The following is an 18,564-nucleotide window of genomic DNA, read 5'->3' as shown; positions in this document are numbered from 1 at the left end:
CCGGTGGAAACGCCGGGCCTTTTTCATGGGCGAACCCCAAGAAATCTGTCCCGCCCGGTGGCACACCGGGCATCGCCCTCCCTCCCCCCGGAGGGCGATTTTGCGACGTAGCCCGCGCCGGATCGGTTCGCGAGATGGGCACCGGCGCAGCCCCCTTCACGGGTTCGATCGCCCACCAGGGAGGGCGATGCCCTTACCGCTCAACCAAAAAGGCCCGGCGTTGCTGCCGGGCCTTTGAACGTCGAGGGGGGCTATCTCACCCCGCGATCAGCTTCGGCAACCAAGTCACGATCTGCGGGAAGGCAAAGAGGATCGCAATCGCCACCACCTGCAACATCACGAAGGGCAGGATACCTTTGTAAATCGCGCTCGTCGGCAGATCCGCCGGGGCCACCCCGCGCAGATAGAACAGCGCAAAGCCGAAGGGCGGCGTCAGGAAGGATGTCTGCAAGTTGACCCCGACCAAGACGCCCAGCCAGATTGGATCGATGTCCAGCATCAACAGCACCGGTGCCGTGATCGGGATCACGATAAAGATGATCTCAAAAGTATCGAGGATGAAGCCCAAGAAGAACATGATGATCATCACCACCGCCACTGCGGCCAAGGGGCCACCGGGCAGGTTGCTGAGGAACTCATGCACCAGATTGTCGCCGCCCATCATGCGGAACACGATGGAAAAGACCGAAGCCCCCAGCAGAATGACAAAGACCATGCTGGTGATCGTGGCCGTGGCGATCATCGTCTCCCGCAGGATGCGGAAGGACAGACGCCAGCGCATGGCCGCAAGCACCATCGCCCCCACAGCACCGACAGAGGCCGCCTCGGTCGGGGTGGCAATGCCGCCGAGGATCGACCCCAGCACGGCAAGGATCAGCAAGAGCGGCGGCATCAGGGCGACAAAGAAATCTCGCACCAGCTGGCTTTTCTCATCCGCCGGAACCGGCGTCGCGGGGCAGGAGGCGGGCGCGGTCGCGGCTTTGAAGAGAACGTAGCTGAGATAAAGCGAAACTAGCAAAATCCCCGGCAGCAGCGCCCCGGCGAAAAGATCCCCCACAGAGACGGGCGTGGGGGCAAAGTTGCCCTTGGCCATCTGCACCTGAGAGTTAATGCCCGAAAGCATATCGCCCATGAAGATCAACACGGTGGAGGGTGGAATGATCTGACCCAAGGTGCCGCTGGCGCAGATCACCCCGGTTGCAAGCTTGGGGTCATAGCCCGCCCGCAGCATGGCGGGCAGAGAGATCAGGCCCATGGTGACAACCGTGGCCCCCACGACGCCCGTGGATGCCGCGAGCATTGCCCCCACAAGCACCACCGAAATCCCCAAACCGCCGCGCATATTGCCGAAAAGTTTGCCCATGGTGAGCAAAAGCTGCTCGGCGATCTGGCTGCGTTCCAGCATCACCCCCATGAAGATAAAAAGCGGCACGGCGACCAAGACTTCGTTGGTCATGAAGCCGATATAGCGGTTCGGCAGCGAGCCGAAGTTCGAGGGATCGAAAACGCCGAACCCCATGCCCACGGCGCCAAACAGCAGCGACACGCCCGCAAGTGTGAAAGCCACCGGAAAGCCGAGCAGCAAAAAGCCGATCACGCCAAAGAACATGAGCGCGGCGAGCATCTCGCCAATGAAAATCGGATCCATCAAACGGCTCCCTGCGGATGGTCTGCGGGGATTTGGTCCCGGCTGTATTGCATGGATTTGGGCACCAGCTCAGCATTGCCGCTGAGCACGAGGATGGAGCGGATGATCCATGCAATCCCTTGAATTGCGAGTAGAAATGCGAAGCCGATGATGAAGGCTTTGAGAATGTAAAGCCCCGGCATGCCGCCCACATTGGCCGACCCTTCTTGATAGCCCCAAGCCCGGATCACGAAGGGGATCGAATAGGTGTAGACGATCCAGCAAAAGGGCAGCAGAAAGACGATGACACCGATCAGGTCAATGAGCGCGCGGCGGGCCATGGTGGCGGGGCGGTAGAAGATGTCGACGCGCACATGGTCATCGCGCAGCAGCGCAAAACCGGCCACGGCCGTGAACATCGCGCCGTTGAGCCAGATATAAAGGTCTTGCATCCAAACGAAGCTGATCGCGAAGACATAGCGCTGCACAACCACGGTGAAACAGACCAAGACGATGCCGAGTGCGAGCCATGAGAAAAGATTGCCGATGACCAAGTTCACCGCGCAGATCACCCTGGCAATTGCTGCTAAAAAACGCACATTGTCCCCTCTCCCGTCAAGTTCGTTTGATCGTCAATCAAAGGGAGGGGACAAAATGTCAAGATTTAGATGGCGGGCGGCTCTTCCCGGCGGCATTTGTCGCCTTCCCGTGGCAGGAAGGCAACCGAAGGGCCGCGCCGCTCAATAGATACTGGTTTCGGGCGCGCTGCCTTTTCGCACCATGCCGCGGTACATGCCCTGCGAGTTAAACGGCATGGCGATATTGCCCGCGGCATCCACCGCGATGATCCCGCCCGAGCCGTCGTTGGGTGCCAGTTCCTGCATCACCACATGTTCGGCGGCGGTGGCCAGATCCTCGCCCGCGTGGCGCATCCGCGCGGCGATCTCCCCGGCGGCGTTCCAGCGGATGAAAATCTCGCCATGCCCGGTGGCAGAGACCGCGCAGGTCTCGTTGTCGGCGAAGGTGCCCGCGCCGATCATCGGCGTGTCGCCAACCCGGCCTGGGGCCTTGGCGGTCATGCCCCCCGTTGAGGTGGCGGCGGCAATGTTGCCCGCCGCGTCGCGCGCCACGGCCCCCACGGTGCCATGCCGCCGCGCCGGATCGTCCGAAACCTCGCCGCGGGCGCGCATCTCGAGCGTCTCCTGCAAGGCATCCCAGCGGGACTGGGTGAAGAAATAGTCACGGTCGGCGAACTCAAGCCCGGCCTGCCGGGCGATCTCCAGCGCGTTTGGGCCGATAAGGGTGACATGCTCGGTCCGTTCCATGACGGCGCGCGCCAGTTTCACCGGGTTCTTCGGCCCGAAAACACCGGCGACCGAGCCCGCGCGCCGGTCGGCGCCATCCATCACGGCGGCGTCCATCTCCTGCACGCCCTCGGAAGTATAGACCGCGCCGCGCCCTGCGTTGAACAGCGGCTCATCTTCGAGCGCGCAGACCGCGGCCACCACCGCGTCCATCGCGCTGCCACCGTCGCGCAGCACCGCTTCGCCGGCTTCCAGCGCACGGGCGAGGCCGTCGTGATAGGCGGCCTCCTTCTCGGGCGTCATGTTTTCCTTGAGGATGGTTCCGGCACCGCCGTGGATGGCAAGGGAATAGGTCATGTTTGTCCTTTCAATCCGGCCTGTTCGGCGCAATAGCCGGCGATCTCGGCATGGGTGGCGATCCAGCAATCGCCGCGGGATTTGATGTGGTCGATCAGCTCGTCGAGGATGAAGATGCGCGAGCGGTAGCCTGTCACATGCGGGTGCATGGTCAAGAGGAAGAGCCCGCCCTCGTCATAAGCGCCGTCGAACTCGCGCCGGAAAATGTCGAGCACATCCGCGGGCGGCGTATAGGGCCGCTGCGCGCCAAAACGGTTCATCATGAAATAGACGGCATCGTCGCGTATCCACTCCACCGGCAGTTCCACGATCCCGGTCGCCTCGCCCTTCTCCACGATCTCGTAGGGGTCGTCGTCCGAGAACAGGGAGCTGTCGTAGAGTAGCCCCATCTCGCGGGCGATCGAGAGCGTGTGGGCGCTGTAGTCCCAAGACGGCGTGCGCATGCCGACGGGGCGGGTGCCGGTGATCTTTTCCAGCGTGTCCGAGGCGCGCAGCATCAACTCGCGCTCGGCCTCCGGCGGGACCTGCGTATTGCGCTCGTGGATCCAGCCGTGCAGGCCGATCTCGTGGCCCTCCTCGGCGAGGCTGCGCTGCTCTTCGGGGTGCAGCAGGGCAGAGACGGCGGGCACGAAGAAGCTCGCCTTCACCCCATGCCGGTCGAGCACGCGGCGAATGCGGGGGATGCCACGCCGTGCGCCGTATTCGCCCCAGCCGAGGCGCGCAATGCTTGTCCCCCCGTCGCGCAGCTCGTTGGTTTCATGATCGCTGTCGAAACTCAGCGCCACGGCGCAGCGCGCGCCGCCGGGCCATGTTTTCGGCAGCAGGTTCTGCCCGGCGCGGACCTGTTCGACCAGCCCGCGCCAGTGCGGCTCGTCCCATTCATGCGGCTCGCTCATGCGTGGCCTCCGTCGACGGAAAGGATTTGGCCCGTGATCCAACCGGCGCGGTCGGAGCAGAGGAAGGTGACCGCATCCGCGATGTCCTGCGCGCGGCCCAAGCGGCGCATGTGGATGCCGCCGATGATCTGCTTCTGCCGCTCGGGGCCGAAGGCGTCCCATTGCTTTTCCGTCGAGGGGTTCGACAGGACAAAGCCGGGCGCCACGGAATTCACGGTGATGCCCTGCGGCCCAAGCTCCAGCGCGAGTTGCTTGGTCAGGCCCACAAGCGCATGTTTCGCCGCCGCATAGGCTTGGATGCCGGTAAGGCTGGGCTTCAGCCCCGCGCCAGAGGAGATGGTGACGATCCGGCCCGATCCCGTTTCCTTCATCGCGGGCGCGAAACCTTGGGCGCACCACATGGCGGCATCGACATTGGCCTGAAAGATCGCCTGCCAGTCGTCCTCGTTGATCTCTTCCAGCGGGCGCCCGACCTGACCGCGCACGCCGCCGGCGGAGGTCACCAGCCCGTCGATCCGCCCGTGCCGTTCGAGGATCTCGGCGCAGAGCGCGAGGGTCGTTTCGCGGTTGCCCAGATCGCCGCTATGCAGCGTCACGCCCTCGACCTCCAGCGGGGCGAGGCCCGCGGCGTCGATGTCCATCGCGGCCACGGCGGCCCCGGCGGCGCGGAGCTCGGACAGTATCGCGGCGCCGATGCCCTGCGCCGCGCCGGTCACGGCAAAGACCTTGCCGGTCAGATCGATCCTCATGCCGCCACCAACAGGTCGACGAGGTCGGCGGATTGTTCGCGCTTGCCGTCCTCGATGTCGTGGATAAGCTCAACCATGCGCGCCAGCGTCGGCACCGCGATGCCTGCTTCACGGCCCAAGTCGACCATGACGCCGATCTGTGCGTCGACCTCGGTCTTGCGCTTGCGCACCGCGAGGTCGCGCCAGATGCCGGAGTGGGTCTTGGCGGTCTTGCGGTTGTGGGCGATCATCTTCTCCATCGCGGCGTCGATGGCCGCGGTATCGTTCTTGCGGAAGGCTTCCGGGTCGAACCCGTTGAAACCAAGGGGGGACACGCCCTCATGCGCGGCCAGTGTCATCACCTCGTGCCCAAGCGCGCGGTAGGCGGCGCGGTGCTCGTCGCGCGCCATGGCGTCGGACATGCTGTCGGGGGTGAGGGCGGTACAGAAGAGAAGCGCACCGTAGCCCATCTTGCCCCAGAGGTAGCCCCAGATGTTGTCGGTGGCGACGGCCTCGGGTTCGACCAGTTGCAGAAGGCTATGCACCTCGGCCACGCGGTCGCTCATGCGCCCGTCGAGTTCCCCCACCGCCACGGCGGCGCGGTTGCCGAAGAGGATGCGGCCCGGCTCCAACCAGTCGGCGCCGTAGTTGACGAAACAGCCGACCGTGTTCTCGGCCCCGATGCGCGCGGCGATGACCTTTTCGTTGAGCCCGTTCTGGGCCGAGACGACATAGCCGCCCGGCGCGAGATGGGGGGCAAGCATCTCCAAAGCGGCGGCGGTGTGGTGCGCCTTCACGCAGAGGAAAATGTGATCGTATTGGCCAGTCAGTTCGTCCGGCGTGCTGGCCGGGAGGACTTGGGTAAATGCTTCGACCGGGCCTTCAATGCGCAGCCCGCTGCTGCGCATTGCTTCGACATGCTCTTCCACGACATCGACCATATGCACGGCATGACCTGCGCGGGCGAAATAGGCGCCGAGGATGCCGCCGATGGCACCGGCGCCCCAGATCAGGATCGGCGTCTCGCTCATGCCCAGTCCCCCTCAAGCTGCGCGCGGGTCTCGCGCACGGCGATCTCCCACAGGCGGTCGGTATCGGCGTCAGGCTTCTGGTAAACGCCGCCGTAGTTGCCGTCCCCGATGAGCGCGCGCACGCCGGCGGCGTTGCGGTCGCGCAAGCGGTCGAAATCGACGAAGGGTTTCTGCTCGTCCGGCAGTTCGCGGCCGGGCAAGCGGGTCCAGGGGAAGTTCTCCATCCAGGACGCGTGGGAGGCGACGGGGTCGATCTCCTGCACGCAGTTCCAGGTCTCGGGCGCACGCCACCAGTCATGGAAACGGCAGCGAGCCCCTTCGTTGGCCTCCATCCACTCCATCGTGACGGGCTGCACCGGGCTGTTGCCGCCGTGACCGTTGACGATCAGCACGCGGCGGAAGCCGGTGGCATAGAGGCTGTCGAGGATGTCGCGCAGAAGCGCCGCATAGGTCGAAAGCTTCAGCGAGACGGAGCCGGGGAAACCCATGAAATAGGGTGTCAGACCATAGGCCACCGCCGGAAATACCGGAACGCCCAGAGGTTCGGCGGCATCGGCGGCGACCTTTTCCGACAGGATCGAATCGACCGAGAGGCTGAGGTAGGCGTGCTGCTCGGTGCTGCCGAGGGGCAGGACACAGCGGTCGTCGGTCTTGAGGTATTCTTCGATCTCGAACCAATTGCTTTCGGATATCTTCATTCTTCGGCGGCCTTTGTGGATTTGAGAGAGGCCCGGCATGTCTCAATGGCGGGCAGGATTTCTGAACGGATGGCGTGCACGTCTGGGGTGTGACGGTATTCAAAAGCGGTCTGCTCGGGGCGCAACGCGCCACGAAGGTAGTCGGCACCGGTGGCATAGATGACCACATCTGCCTCGCGCATGGCCGATGACAGGCCATTCTCGTCACGAACCTTCATGGTCAACTGCGTGACATGCGGGGCAAACCGCAGGATGCCCGCTTTCATGATCGTAACGAAGCCGGGAAAATAGGAGTAAGCGAGCGTCTTGGCGTCAGGCGGGATCGAGGCCAGCGCCACGCGGGTCGCCTCGTTGGGGATGAGTGTCAGGCCCAGCACTTCGACATTCGGCAAAATTTCTCGCGTTTTGGACAGCAGGGTTTTGGGCGCGATAATCAGGTCGATGTCCTTGGGCGGATTGGGTGCGATCTCATCCAGAACGGCGGCGTCGATCTCATCGCCCTCGGGCAGATGCTGGCGCAGTTCATCTGCATAAGCGCGGGTCGCGTCGATGAAATTGCCGACCATCAGAATGCGCAGCGGGCGCGGGCTGGCGCTGCTGGCCATGGAAATGCGCACAGCCAGTTCCGACGCGCTGACACCACAGGATTTCGCAAGGCTCAACAGTTCAGCGATCTGTTGATCAAGCTGCCGAAAGCGCCCGTCGTGGGCGCGGCTGCCACCGCCGCTGACGAATGTACCCGAGCCGACGCGCCCCTCGACCAACCCCGAGGATTGCAGCGCGGCGTAGACATTGCTGACCGTGACCGGGGAAATCTTCATCCGCGCGGCCAAAGCGCGGACCGAGGGCAGGCGCGCGTCGGAGGGCAATTCGCCCGACGCAATCCCGAATTCCAGCGCTCCGCGGAGCTGAACGGAAAGAGATACGGACGAGCTGCGATCCATCGCCTGTACGATTCGATCCATTGCCCGTTCAAATTTTGCCTGTTTGTCACTCATGTCTGTAACACTGCCTCAAAAGCCGTGGCGCGACAAGCTTATATATTGGGCTTATACGGCATGCGAATGTTGCAATGTTACATATTTGTGTTGACCGTCACAATTATAGCTGTCTAGTGTAACTGCAAGATATAACACATGGAGGTTTTTGACCAATGAAGAAGCTTACCCTGAAATCCGCCGTCGCCGCATTGGCGCTGATCGCTGCCGCGCCAGCAGCGATGGCCGCCGATCTGGTGATCGGCCTGCGCGCCGGCCCGGATTCGATTGACCCGCATTGGTCGACCTTGGGCTCGCAGGCCGAAGCCCTGCGCCATGTCTTCGACACGCTGGTGGACGTTGACGAGAAGCTGCAGCTCAAGCCCGGCCTCGCCGTCAGCTGGGAGCCGATCGACGACACCACATGGGAATTCAAGATGCGCGAGGGCGTGAAGTTCCATGACGGCACCGACTTCACCGCCGAGGACGCGAAATTCTCGATCGAGCGTATCCCGGAAGTGACCGGCCCGATGCCGATGACCCTCTACACCAAATATGTCGACAGCGTCGAAGTGGTCGACGACTACACCCTGCGCGTGAAGACCAAGGGCATGGCGCCCTCGCTGCCCAACGACTTCACCCGTCTCTTCGTCGTGCCTTCTGAGACCGGCATGGAAGCGGGCAACGAGCAGTTCAACTCCGGCGAGAAGGCGATCGGCACCGGTCCCTACACCTTCGTCTCCTGGCAGCCCAAAGGCGATCTGGTGCTCGAGCGTTTCGACGACTACTGGGGCGGCCAGGCCGCGTGGGAGACCGTCACCCGCCGCGAGATCCCTGAGGACACTTCGCGCGTTGCGGCCCTGCGTTCGGGTGAGGTTGACCTGATCAACTACGTTCCCGCCTCCGACTACCTCGCGATGAAGAACGATGGCGACATCGAAACATTCGTGTCTGACTCGGTCTATATCCTGAACATCGCGCCGTCGGTGAAGGACGAAGAGCCGCAGCCGATCAAGGTCAACGGCGAAGAGGTCGAGGGCAACCCGCTGCAGGATCTACGCGTGCGCAAGGCGCTGGACCTGGCGATCAACCGCGACGTGCTGGTCAACGTGGTGCTCGAAGGTCTGGGTACGCCTGCCAACCAGCTGATGCCCGAAGGTTTCTTTGGCTACAGCCCGGAACTGGGCGAGCGCGAATATGACATCGAGAAAGCCAAGGAACTGCTGGCCGAGGCCGGCTACCCCGAGGGTTTTGAGATCGATTTCACCTGCACCAACAACCGCGTGCCCGGCGATGCCGTGGTCTGCGAAGCGCTGGCGCAGATGTGGTCGCGTCTGGGTCTGAAGGTGAACGCACAGGCGCTTAACGGCACCGTCTTCTTCCCGGCTGCGGCGCGCGAGGAATACACCATGACCATGTCCGCATGGGGCACCCTGACTGGTGAGGCTGCCTATACCTACGGCGCACTGGTGCACACCAAGGATGCCGAGAAGGGCTTTGGCAACTTCAACCGCGCAGGCTATTCCAATCCCGAGTTCGACCGGGTCTTCGGCGAAGGCGCCCAGACCCTCGACCCCGAAGCGCGCCGCAAGCTCTATGAAGAGGCCTCCTACATCGCGATGGAAGACCGCGCGCTGATCCCCACGGTGATCCTGCAGACCGTCTGGGCGGCGGACGCTGATACGATCAACATGACACCGCGTGTCGATCAGGAAACCCGCGCCTATGCAATCACACCGGTCGAATAAGACGCGATAACATCCCGGGCGCCCGCTGCTTGCCGGCGGGCGCCTTCCTTTTTCTGCTGATGGGCGAGGTCGAATGCTCAGCTATTTTATAACCCGGTTGGCGCAGGCGGTTGTCGTGGTCTTTGCCATGTCGGTGATCGTCTTTGTCGGCGTCTTTGCCATCGGCAACCCGATCGACGTGATGATCGACCCCGGTGCCACGCAGGCAATCCGCGAGAAACTAATCGCGCAATACGGGCTCGATCAACCACTGGTCGTGCAATACTGGACCTTCCTCAAGAATGTGGCGCAGGGCGATCTGGGCACTTCGATGGTCTATAACATCCCCGTCGTCGACCTCGTCTTCTCGCGCTTCCCGGCGACGCTGGAACTGGTGCTTGTCTCGGTGCTGATCGCCGTGGGCGTGGGCATTCCCGCCGGTCTTTGGGCAGGCTACCGCCCCGACAGCATTGGCGCCAAGATGATCATGGCGCTCTCGGTTCTGGGCTTTTCGGTGCCGACCTTCTGGATCGGCATGCTGCTGATCATGGGCTTCGCGGTCGAACTGGGTTGGCTGCCTTCGGGCGGGCGCGGGGATGAGGCGACGGTCTTCGGCATCACGTCCTCGCTCTTTACCCCCGATGGCTGGAGCCATGTCATTATGCCCGCGATCAACCTGTCGCTGTTCAAGATGGGCCTGATGATCCGCCTTACCCGCGCCGGCATGGTTGAGGCGATGGGCACCGACTACGTCAAATTTGCCCGCGCGCAGGGGCTGCCGGACCGGCAAATCGTCTTCCGACACATCCTGCGCAACATCTCAATCCCGATCGTCACCGTGCTGGGGCTCGAGCTCGGCTCGACACTGGCCTTCGCCGTGGTGACCGAAAGCGTGTTCAACTGGCCCGGCGTCGGCAAGCTGATCATCGACTCCATCCTGCAACTCGACCGGCCGGTGATGGTCTCTTACCTGATCATGGTCGTGATCCTCTTTGTCCTCATCAACCTCGTGGTTGATCTGGTTTACGCCCGTCTGGACCCGCGGGTCCGTCTGAAAGGAGGCGCATGATGCCCGAGATCGTCGCTGAAAACATCGCCGCCGTCCCCTCGGCCCCGCCGGTGGAGACGCGCGCTGAGCGGTTGCGCAATTTCTGGTCCGACTTCCGCGAAAGCTGGGTCGCCGTTGGCGCGCTCATCGTGATCGGGGTGCTGCTGTTCCTCTCCTTCGGCGCGCCGCTGGTCTCGCCGCAGGATCCCTATGACATGGCCGCGCTCGACTGGCTCGACGCTTTCCTGCGCCCGGGCACCGAAGGCTCTGGCGGCTATGTCCATCTGCTGGGTACCGACAACGCGGGCCGTGACATGCTCTCGGCCATTTTCTACGGGCTGCGCACCAGCTTCGTGATCGGTCTGTCAGCGGGCGCGCTGGCGCTTCTGGTCGGCATCGCCGTGGGTCTTACCGCCGCCTATTTCGGCGGCCGGATCGAGGCCCTGCTGATGCGGATCGTCGATCTACAACTCTCGATGCCCGCGATCCTCTTGGCTTTGGTGCTGGTGGCGATGCTGGGGCAGGGGGTGGCGCAGATCATCCTCGCGCTGGTCGTCGCACAATATGCCTATTTCGCCCGGACCACCCATGGCGCGGCCAAGGTCGAACGCGGCAAGGACTATATTGAGGCCGCGCGCTCGACCCCGCTGCCGACGCATCGCGTTCTGTTCAAGCACCTGCTGCCCAACGTCCTGCCGCCGCTGATCGTGGTTGCAACGGTTCAGGTAGCAAGCGCCATCGCGTTGGAGGCGACGCTGTCCTTCCTCGGCGTGGGCCTGCCGCTGACCGAACCTTCGCTGGGGTCGCTGATCTCCAACGGGTTCAAATACATCCATTCGGACCGCTACTGGCTGTCGATCTATCCCGGGTTGGCGCTGATGGTGACCGTAGTTGCAATTAACCTCGTGGGCGATCAGGTCCGCAAGGTGCTCGACCCGAGGAACAGCCGATGAGCGCCGCACTGGAGGTCAGGGGACTGACCACGCAATTCAGCACCCGAAAGGGGGCCGTCACCGCCGTCAATGACGTGAGCTTTTCGGTCCAGCCGGGGCGCATCCTCGGGCTGGTAGGGGAGAGCGGCTCGGGCAAGAGCGTCACCGGTTTTTCGATCATGGGGCTCATCGATGAGCCGGGGCGGATCACCGCAGGCGAGGTTCTGGTGCAGGGCACCGACATGCGCAGCCTCAGCGCCGAGGGCCGACGCCAGATGCGGGGCCGCAACGTCTCGATGGTGTTTCAGGACCCGATGATGACCCTCAACCCGGTGCTGCGGGTGGGCGACCAGATGGCCATGGCCGTGCGCGTGCACGACAAGGTCAGCAAGGCCGCCGCATGGGACCGCGCCCGCGAGGCGCTTGAGATCGTCGGCATTCCGGCCCCCGCCGAGCGGTTGCAAGCCTATCCGCACCAACTCTCGGGCGGGATGCGCCAGCGCGTGGCGATTGCCACGGCCCTGCTGCACCGGCCTGCCGTGATCCTCGCCGATGAGCCGACCACCGCGCTCGACGTCTCGATCCAAGGCCAGATCCTCGCCGAGGTGCGGCGGCTGGCGGATGAGACCGGCACCGCGATCGTCTGGGTCACCCATGACCTCGCCGTGGTCTCTTCGCTCGCCGACGACATCGCGGTGATGTACGCAGGCCGGATCGTCGAAAGCGGCAGCGCCGAGGCGGTCATCGCCCATCCGCGTCACCCCTATACGCGCGGGTTGATCGACTCGGTCCCGGGCCTGCACGAACCGGGCCGCGACCTGCCGCAGATCCCGGGCTCCACCCCGCAGCTGGCGAATCTGCCCTCGGGCTGCCCGTTCCGCCCACGCTGCCCGCGCGCCACGGACATCTGCGCGACGATCCCACCCAACACTGGAACCGAGGCACATTCCGTCCTGTGCCACCATCCGATCGAGGCCACATGACCGACCCCATTTTGAAAATCGACGGCGTCTCCAAGCGGTTCACCCGCAAGCCGGGGCTGGTGGTCCGGGGGCTGGACCGCCTGTCGGGGCGCGACTCCACCCAGACCGTGCATGCGGTTAACGACGTCACCTTGAGCGTCCCGCGCGGCGAGGTGCTGGGCATCGTCGGCGAAAGCGGCTGCGGCAAGTCCACGCTGGGGCGTGTCGTCTCGGGCATCTATGCGCCGAGCGCGGGCAGCGTCACGCTCGAAGGCAAGCCGGTGGCGCGCGAGTTGCGCGGCAATGTCGACAAGCTCACGACCCGCGTGCAGATGATCCACCAAGACCCTTTCGCGAGCCTCAACCCCCGCATGAAGGTGGGCGAAATAATCGCAGAAGGCCCGCGCATCCACGGGCTGATCCCGGCGCGTGAGGTGCAGGAACGGGTGCGCAGCCTGCTGGAGCAGGTCGGCCTGGAGGGCGCCTACGCCAACCGATTGCCGCACCAGTTCTCGGGCGGGCAGCGCCAGCGGGTCGCCATTGCACGCGCTCTGGCGATGCAGCCCGAGCTTCTGGTGCTGGACGAGGCCGTGGCCTCGCTCGACGTGTCCATCCAAGCGCAGGTGCTGAACCTCTTCATGAAGCTGCGGCGCGAGTTGGACCTCACGGCGCTGTTCATCAGCCACGACCTCTCGGTCGTGCGCCACGTCTGCGACCGGGTGGCGATCATGTACCTCGGCCGCGTGGTCGAGACGGCGCCGGCGGATGAACTCTACGCCAAACCGCTGCACCCCTATACCGAGGCGCTCTTTGCCTCCGTGCCGACCCTCGGCACCGGGCGCGCCCATTTTCACCCGATCAAGGGCGAGATCCCCTCGCCGATCGACCCGCCCAAGGGCTGCGCTTTCCATCCGCGCTGCCCGCTTGCAGGGCCGCGCTGCAAAACCGAGGTGCCGCGCCTCGTGAACCCGAAAGACAACCGCAGCGTCGCCTGCCACCTGCATGACGGGGGCACCGGCGCCGAAACAGGAGCCGCCGCATGAGCCTGACCCTGACCGACCGCGTGGGGCGGCTGAACGACGTGCTCGTCTCGGTAAACCTGCTGAACTGGGACGCGCGGGTGATGATGCCCAAGGGCGGGGCCGAGACGCGCGGCCACCAGATCGCCACGCTCATGGGTATCGCGCGCGAGATGATCCTCGACCCCGAGATGGGCAAGGCCGCCGAAGCCGTGCTCAAGAGCGACGCGCCCGAGATCGAGCGCCGCGCCGCGCAATCAGTGCAGGAGGCGCGCACCCATCACGCCCGCATCCCCGCAGCCTTGCTGCGCCGACAGGCCGAGCAATCGATCACCGCCGGCGCCGCCTGGACCGAGGCGCGCCGCACTGGCGACTTCGCCCTGTTCCAGCCGCATCTTCAAAGCATCGTCGATCTGGCGCGCGAGAAGGTTGAGGCGCTCGGCCATGACGGCCACCCCTACGATCCAATGGCCGATGTTTTCGAGCCCGGCGCCACCGCGGTGCAGCTCACCCGGTTCTTCGACCAGCTCCGCGACGGCATCCGCCCGATCCTCGACGCGGCCCTCGCCCGGCCCGCGCCGCGCAGCGATTTCCTGTTCCGCGACTATCCCGTCGCCGGCCAGCAGGCCTTCTGCGCCTATATCGCCGAGGCCCTGGGCTATGACATGGACCGCGGGCGTCTCGATACGGCGGTGCATCCTTTCGAGATCTCCATGACCCGCAACGACGTGCGGATCACCTCGCGCTGGAACCCGAACTACCTGCCAATGTCGATCTTCGGCACGATCCACGAGGCGGGCCATGCGCTCTACGAGATGGGCGCCGATCCGGCGCTCACGCGCGGGGCGCATGCGACCGACATGATCGGGCTCTATGCCGTGGCGGGGACCAGTTTCGGGATGCACGAAAGCCAGTCGCGCCTGCTGGAAAACCACATCGGCCGCTCGCCCGCCTTCTGGGCGGTGCACTACGGGCGGCTGCGCGACACCTTCCCCGAGCAGTTGGGCGACGTGAGCGAAGAGGAATTCGTCGCCGCGATCAACCGCGTCTCCCCCGGCCTCACCCGGGTCGAGGCGGACGAGCTGACCTATGATCTGCACGTCATGTTGCGCGTGAAGATCGAGATGGCGCTGATGGACGGCTCGCTGAAGGTCGCCGACGTCCCCGAGGCGTGGAACGCGGCGATGGGCGAGGATCTGGGGTTGAAGGTGCCGGACAACGGCGCGGGCTGTCTGCAGGACGTGCATTGGTCGCACGGCTACATCGGCTCCTTCCCGACTTATACCGTGGGCAATTCGACCGCCGCGCAGATCATGGCGCATCTGGATGCCACGCAGCCCGAGGTGCGCGCGGGCGTGACGGCGGGCGACTACGCGCCGCTTCACGCGGCATTGGGCGATCTTGTCTGGCAACACGGCCGGTCGCGCAGCCGGGCCGAGGTCCTCGCCGGAATCGGGGCAGGGGCCTACGACCCGACGGCCTATCTGGCCTATCTGCAAGCCAAGTTCGGCAGGTGGTGAGGGGGGCAGTTTGCCCCCCTTCGAACCTTAGCCCGCCACCCGGTGCAGCATCTGGCGCCCCGGGGTCAGCCCCTGCACCTTTTCCACAATCGAGCGGGCGTCGATCCCGAAATGCCGGTAGAGGTCGGCGATGGTGCCGGTCTGGCCGAAATGCTCGACCCCAAGCGGCACCGTCTGATGCCCCACGACCGCGCCCAGCCAGGACAGCGTCGCTGGATGGCCGTCGATCACCGTCACCAGCTTGCAGTCGCGCGGCAGCTGACCCAGCAGCGTTTCGATATGGCTCTGCGCCGCGTGGTTGCCGCGCGCCCGGGCGCGCTGTGCCGCGGTCCAGCCGGCGTTCAGCCGGTCGGCGGAGGTCACCGCCAGCACGCCTACGTCGCGGCGGCCCTCGGCGATGCTGCCCGCGGCCTTGATCGCCTCGGGGGCCACGGCACCTTGATAGGCGATCACCACGTCGCAGTTCGGCCCCGGCTTGCGCAGCCAATAGGCTCCGTCGATGGCGCCTTGGCGGAAGTCCTCGTCGACGCGTTTGCCGGGCTGTTCGATGGGATTGGTGGTGAGCCGCAGATAGACCGAGCCGCCGGTCTCGTCGCGCAGCCATGTGCGCTCGTCCGGGTCGCCCTCGCCGTCGCGTTGCAAATAGTCGAAGGCCCACTGCATGATGACAGCAAGCTCATCGGCGAAGGCGGGCTCGAAACTCGCCAGCCCATCCTGACTCATGCCGATGAGCGGCGTGCCGATGGATTGATGCGCCCCGCCTTCGGGCGCGAGTGTCACGCCCGAGGGGGTGCCCACGATCATGAAGCGCGCGTCTTGGTAGCAGGCGTAGTTCAGCGCATCCAAGCCGCGCGCGACGAAGGGGTCATAGACCGTTCCGATGGGAATGACCCGCTTGCCGAAGAGCGAATGCGACAGGCCCGCGGCGCCCAGAAGCAGGAAGAGGTTCATCTCGGCGATGCCCAGCTCGATATGCTGGCCCTCGGGGGTGAATTCCCATTTCGCGGTGGAGGGGATTTTCTCGTTGATGAAAGTGTCGGCCTGTTCGCTGCGGGCAAAGAGCTTGCGGCGGTTTACCCATGGCCCGAGGTTCGTGGTGCCGGTCACGTCCGGAGACATTGTGACAATGCGCTGCGCCAGATCGCTGTCGCCCTTGGACAGATCGTCGAGGATCTTGCCGAAGGCCATCTGCGTGGAGATTTCCCGGTCGCTCGACAGTTCGATCTGCGGCACCGGCAGGCTGGCGTCACTGTAGCGGCGGCGGCCTTTGGCGAAAAACGGCACGCGGTCGAGCGCGGCTTGCAGGGAATCGGGGTCGTCGACGGTGGCGAATTTCTCCCATTCCGCGCCCTCATCCACGCCCATGTGCTTTTGCCAGTCGGCCATCTGGGTCTTAGTCATCAACCCGCCGTGGTTGTCCTTGTGGCCCGCGATCGGCGTGCCCCAGCCCTTGATGGTATAGGCGAGGAAACAGACCGGGCGGTCGTGGTCGATGGCGGCGAAAGTTTCGGCCATCGTCTGCACACAGTTGCCGCCGAGGTTCTCCATGAGCTCGGCCAGTTCGTCATCCGAGCGCGCGTCGATCAGCGCCGTGACATCGCCCTGATCGCCAAGCGCTTCCATCAGCCGTTCGCGCCAGACCGCGCCGCCCTGATAGGTCAGCGCCGAGTAGAGCTGGTTGGGGCAATTGTCGATCCAGTCGCGCAGCTTGTCGCCACCGGGTTCCTCGAACGCCGCACGCTGCAGGGCGCCGTATTTCACCTTCACCACGTCCCAGCCGAAGGCGTCGAAAATCTGCTCGATGCGTTTGAACAGACCCTCGCGCACCACCCCGTCGAGCGACTGGCGGTTGTAGTCGATGATCCACCATGTATTGCGCAGGTCGTTCTTCCAACCCTCCTGCAAGGCCTCGTAGATGTTGCCCTCGTCCAACTCGGCATCGCCCACCAAGGCCACCATGCGGCCTAGATCGACATCCGCGCCCCATTCCTTCGCGGTGATGTAATCCTGCACCAGCGAGGCGAAGGAGGTCACCGCCACGCCGAGGCCCACCGACCCGGTGGAGAAATCCACGTCGTCCACGTCCTTGGTGCGGCTGGGGTAGCTCTGCACACCCTGAAACCCGCGGAAATTCTCCATCTTCTCGCGGGTCTGGTTGCCCATGAGGTATTGCATCGCATGGAAAATCGGCGAGGCATGCGGCTTCACCGCCACCCGGTCCTCAGGCCGCAGGGCGCTGAAATAAAGCGCCGTCATGATCGACACCATCGAGGCCGAAGACGCCTGATGCCCGCCCACTTTGATGCCGTCGACCTTGGGCCGAATGTGGTTCGCGTTGTGGATCATCCAGTGCGACAGCCACAGCAGACGCTGTTCGATGGTCTTGAGGTGGGCAAGGGCGAGAGCGGTCATGGCAGGTCTTTCATTCTGAGGATCCCTTGGGCGGTGCCCTCCTCGACACCGCCCGCGACTGGTCCGGTTCGTGCCGGATCAGGCCGCTTGCATGTTATGCGCCCCAAGCGCGGCGTAAAGGTCATCAATGATGTCTTCCGCCGATTCAAGCCCGACCGAAAGCCGCACCAACCCCTCGGCGATACCATGTTCGGCGCGTTCCTCGGGCGAATAGGTGGAATGGGTCATGCTGGCGGGGTGCTGGATCAGGCTCTCCGCGTCGCCAAGGCTCACCGCGCGCTGAATGAGGTTCAGCCGGTTCATGAAGGCGATGCCGCCCGCCTTGCCGCCCTTGACCTCGAAGGGGATCATGCCGCCGAAGTTGCCCATCTGCCGCCGCGCGAGTTCGGCCTGAGGGAAGCTTGCCAGCCCCGGGTAGGCGACATGCAGCACCGCCGGGTGCTGCTCCAGCGCCTCGGCGACCTTGGCAGCGGTGGCGCAGTGGCGTTCCATGCGCAGTTCCAGCGTCTTGATCCCGCGCAAGAGCAGCATGGCGGTGAGCGGCGACATCACTGCGCCGGTCATGTCCTTCAGACCCACGAGGCGCACTTGCATCATGTCCTCGGCATTGCCCACCACGAGGCCCGCGACCACGTCGCCGTGACCCGAAAGGAACTTCGTCGCCGAATGCAGCACGATGTCGGCGCCATGTTCGATGGGCCGGGTGATGACCGGCGTGGCATAGGTGTTGTCGACCACCACCTTGGCGCCCACGCGATGCGCGATCTCGGAGATGGCGGCGATGTCCACCAGCCGGTTGTTGGGGTTCGCGGGGGTTTCGAAATAGACCACCTTGGTCTGGTCGCTGATCACCTCGGCGAGGTTTGCAGGCTCGGTCATGTCGACCAGCGTCACCTTGACGCCAAAGCGCGGCAGGCCATGCGTCATGAAGGCGAAGGTGCAGCCATAGAGCGTCTTGTCGATGATGATCTCGTCGCCCGCCTGTAGGAAGGTCCAGAGCGTCGAGGTGATCGCCCCCATGCCCGAGGCCGTGGCGAGCCCCGCCTCGGCGCCCTCGAGGTTGGCGATACGCTTTTCCAGATGGTCGAGCGTGGGGTTGGAAATACGGGTGTAGAAATGTCCCGCGCGTTCGCCTGCGAACATGTCGCCACCGGCCTCGGCGGTCTCGAAGGTGAAGGTCGAGCTCATGTAGATCGGCGGGTTCAGCGCGCCCTGTTCGCTCTGCGCGTCATAGCCGTGGTGGATCGCGCGCGTGGCAAAGGATTTCTGGTTCTCGGTCATGGCTGGCCCCTGTATGATTTTGCAGCATGATCCGATGGCGCAAAG

At 64.5% G+C, this 18,564-nt stretch carries 16 protein-coding genes; 6 read left to right on the top strand and 10 right to left on the bottom strand.

The annotated features are described in order from the left end of the window. Positions 1 to 256 precede the first annotated feature (256 nt). The 8 genes from ACGYK9_RS14720 to ACGYK9_RS14685 all read right to left on the bottom strand — a co-directional run bounded on the left by ACGYK9_RS14720 (position 257) and on the right by ACGYK9_RS14685 (position 7,606). Positions 257 to 1,648, bottom strand: a complete 1,392-nt coding sequence (locus ACGYK9_RS14720) for a TRAP transporter large permease subunit (protein ID WP_394411786.1) — start codon at positions 1,646 to 1,648, stop codon at positions 257 to 259. Next, positions 1,648 to 2,226, bottom strand: a complete 579-nt coding sequence (locus ACGYK9_RS14715; RefSeq protein WP_067263666.1) for a TRAP transporter small permease subunit — start codon at positions 2,224 to 2,226, stop codon at positions 1,648 to 1,650. Before ACGYK9_RS14715 ends, ACGYK9_RS14720 begins: the two co-directional genes overlap by 1 nt. Before the next feature lie 141 nt (positions 2,227 to 2,367). Beyond that, the gene (locus ACGYK9_RS14710) at positions 2,368 to 3,288 is read right to left on the bottom strand and encodes an isoaspartyl peptidase/L-asparaginase family protein (protein ID WP_394411789.1); all 921 of its coding nucleotides are present in this window, start codon (positions 3,286 to 3,288) and stop codon (positions 2,368 to 2,370) included. Continuing rightward, the gene (locus ACGYK9_RS14705; protein ID WP_394411792.1) at positions 3,285 to 4,184 is read right to left on the bottom strand and encodes a polysaccharide deacetylase; all 900 of its coding nucleotides are present in this window, start codon (positions 4,182 to 4,184) and stop codon (positions 3,285 to 3,287) included. The genes ACGYK9_RS14710 and ACGYK9_RS14705 overlap by 4 nt, the downstream gene beginning before the upstream one ends. Continuing rightward, on the bottom strand, positions 4,181 to 4,933 hold the full coding sequence (locus ACGYK9_RS14700) for an SDR family NAD(P)-dependent oxidoreductase (RefSeq protein WP_394411795.1): 753 nt from the start codon (positions 4,931 to 4,933) through the stop codon (positions 4,181 to 4,183). Before ACGYK9_RS14700 ends, ACGYK9_RS14705 begins: the two co-directional genes overlap by 4 nt. After that, positions 4,930 to 5,943, bottom strand: a complete 1,014-nt coding sequence (locus ACGYK9_RS14695) for a ketopantoate reductase family protein (RefSeq protein ID WP_394411797.1) — start codon at positions 5,941 to 5,943, stop codon at positions 4,930 to 4,932. Before ACGYK9_RS14695 ends, ACGYK9_RS14700 begins: the two co-directional genes overlap by 4 nt. Next, complete coding sequence (locus tag ACGYK9_RS14690) at positions 5,940 to 6,641, bottom strand: creatininase family protein (RefSeq protein ID WP_271690301.1); 702 nt, start codon at positions 6,639 to 6,641, stop codon at positions 5,940 to 5,942. The genes ACGYK9_RS14695 and ACGYK9_RS14690 overlap by 4 nt, the downstream gene beginning before the upstream one ends. After that, entirely contained in the window at positions 6,638 to 7,606 is a 969-nt protein-coding gene (locus ACGYK9_RS14685; protein WP_394411799.1) for a GntR family transcriptional regulator, read from the bottom strand. Before ACGYK9_RS14685 ends, ACGYK9_RS14690 begins: the two co-directional genes overlap by 4 nt. Positions 7,607 to 7,794: 188 nt before the next feature. Here ACGYK9_RS14685 and ACGYK9_RS14680 point away from each other — a divergent pair, with 188 nt between their 5' ends. From ACGYK9_RS14680 to ACGYK9_RS14655, 6 genes are all read left to right on the top strand, one after another. Continuing rightward, positions 7,795 to 9,366: an ABC transporter substrate-binding protein gene (locus tag ACGYK9_RS14680; RefSeq protein ID WP_394411801.1), complete on the top strand. Its 1,572-nt coding sequence runs from the start codon at positions 7,795 to 7,797 to the stop codon at positions 9,364 to 9,366. A gap of 73 nt (positions 9,367 to 9,439) precedes the next feature. Beyond that, positions 9,440 to 10,414 (top strand): ABC transporter permease, encoded by a 975-nt coding sequence (locus ACGYK9_RS14675; RefSeq protein ID WP_394411804.1) that lies wholly within the window; start codon positions 9,440 to 9,442, stop codon positions 10,412 to 10,414. Beyond that, complete coding sequence (locus ACGYK9_RS14670) at positions 10,414 to 11,346, top strand: ABC transporter permease (protein ID WP_394411807.1); 933 nt, start codon at positions 10,414 to 10,416, stop codon at positions 11,344 to 11,346. The genes ACGYK9_RS14675 and ACGYK9_RS14670 overlap by 1 nt, the downstream gene beginning before the upstream one ends. Then, on the top strand, positions 11,343 to 12,308 hold the full coding sequence (locus ACGYK9_RS14665; protein WP_394411810.1) for an ABC transporter ATP-binding protein: 966 nt from the start codon (positions 11,343 to 11,345) through the stop codon (positions 12,306 to 12,308). The genes ACGYK9_RS14670 and ACGYK9_RS14665 overlap by 4 nt, the downstream gene beginning before the upstream one ends. Next, entirely contained in the window at positions 12,305 to 13,330 is a 1,026-nt protein-coding gene (locus ACGYK9_RS14660) for an ABC transporter ATP-binding protein (protein WP_394411813.1), read from the top strand. Before ACGYK9_RS14665 ends, ACGYK9_RS14660 begins: the two co-directional genes overlap by 4 nt. Continuing rightward, a complete protein-coding gene (locus ACGYK9_RS14655; RefSeq protein ID WP_394411816.1) occupies positions 13,327 to 14,826 on the top strand; it encodes a carboxypeptidase M32 in 1,500 nt (499 codons plus the stop codon). Before ACGYK9_RS14660 ends, ACGYK9_RS14655 begins: the two co-directional genes overlap by 4 nt. 27 nt (positions 14,827 to 14,853) lie before the next feature. Here the strand turns inward: ACGYK9_RS14655 and ACGYK9_RS14650 are convergent, their stop codons facing one another. After that, positions 14,854 to 17,238 (bottom strand): transketolase-like TK C-terminal-containing protein, encoded by a 2,385-nt coding sequence (locus tag ACGYK9_RS14650; RefSeq protein WP_394411819.1) that lies wholly within the window; start codon positions 17,236 to 17,238, stop codon positions 14,854 to 14,856. 78 nt (positions 17,239 to 17,316) lie between these two features. After that, the gene (locus tag ACGYK9_RS14645; RefSeq protein ID WP_394411822.1) at positions 17,317 to 18,519 is read right to left on the bottom strand and encodes a methionine gamma-lyase; all 1,203 of its coding nucleotides are present in this window, start codon (positions 18,517 to 18,519) and stop codon (positions 17,317 to 17,319) included. Positions 18,520 to 18,564 lie beyond the last annotated feature (45 nt).

Source organism: Sulfitobacter sp. 1A15258, from assembly GCF_043557045.1.
GTDB lineage: Bacteria > Pseudomonadota > Alphaproteobacteria > Rhodobacterales > Rhodobacteraceae > Sulfitobacter > Sulfitobacter faviae.
This window is presented reverse-complemented; position numbering and strand designations above follow the sequence as displayed.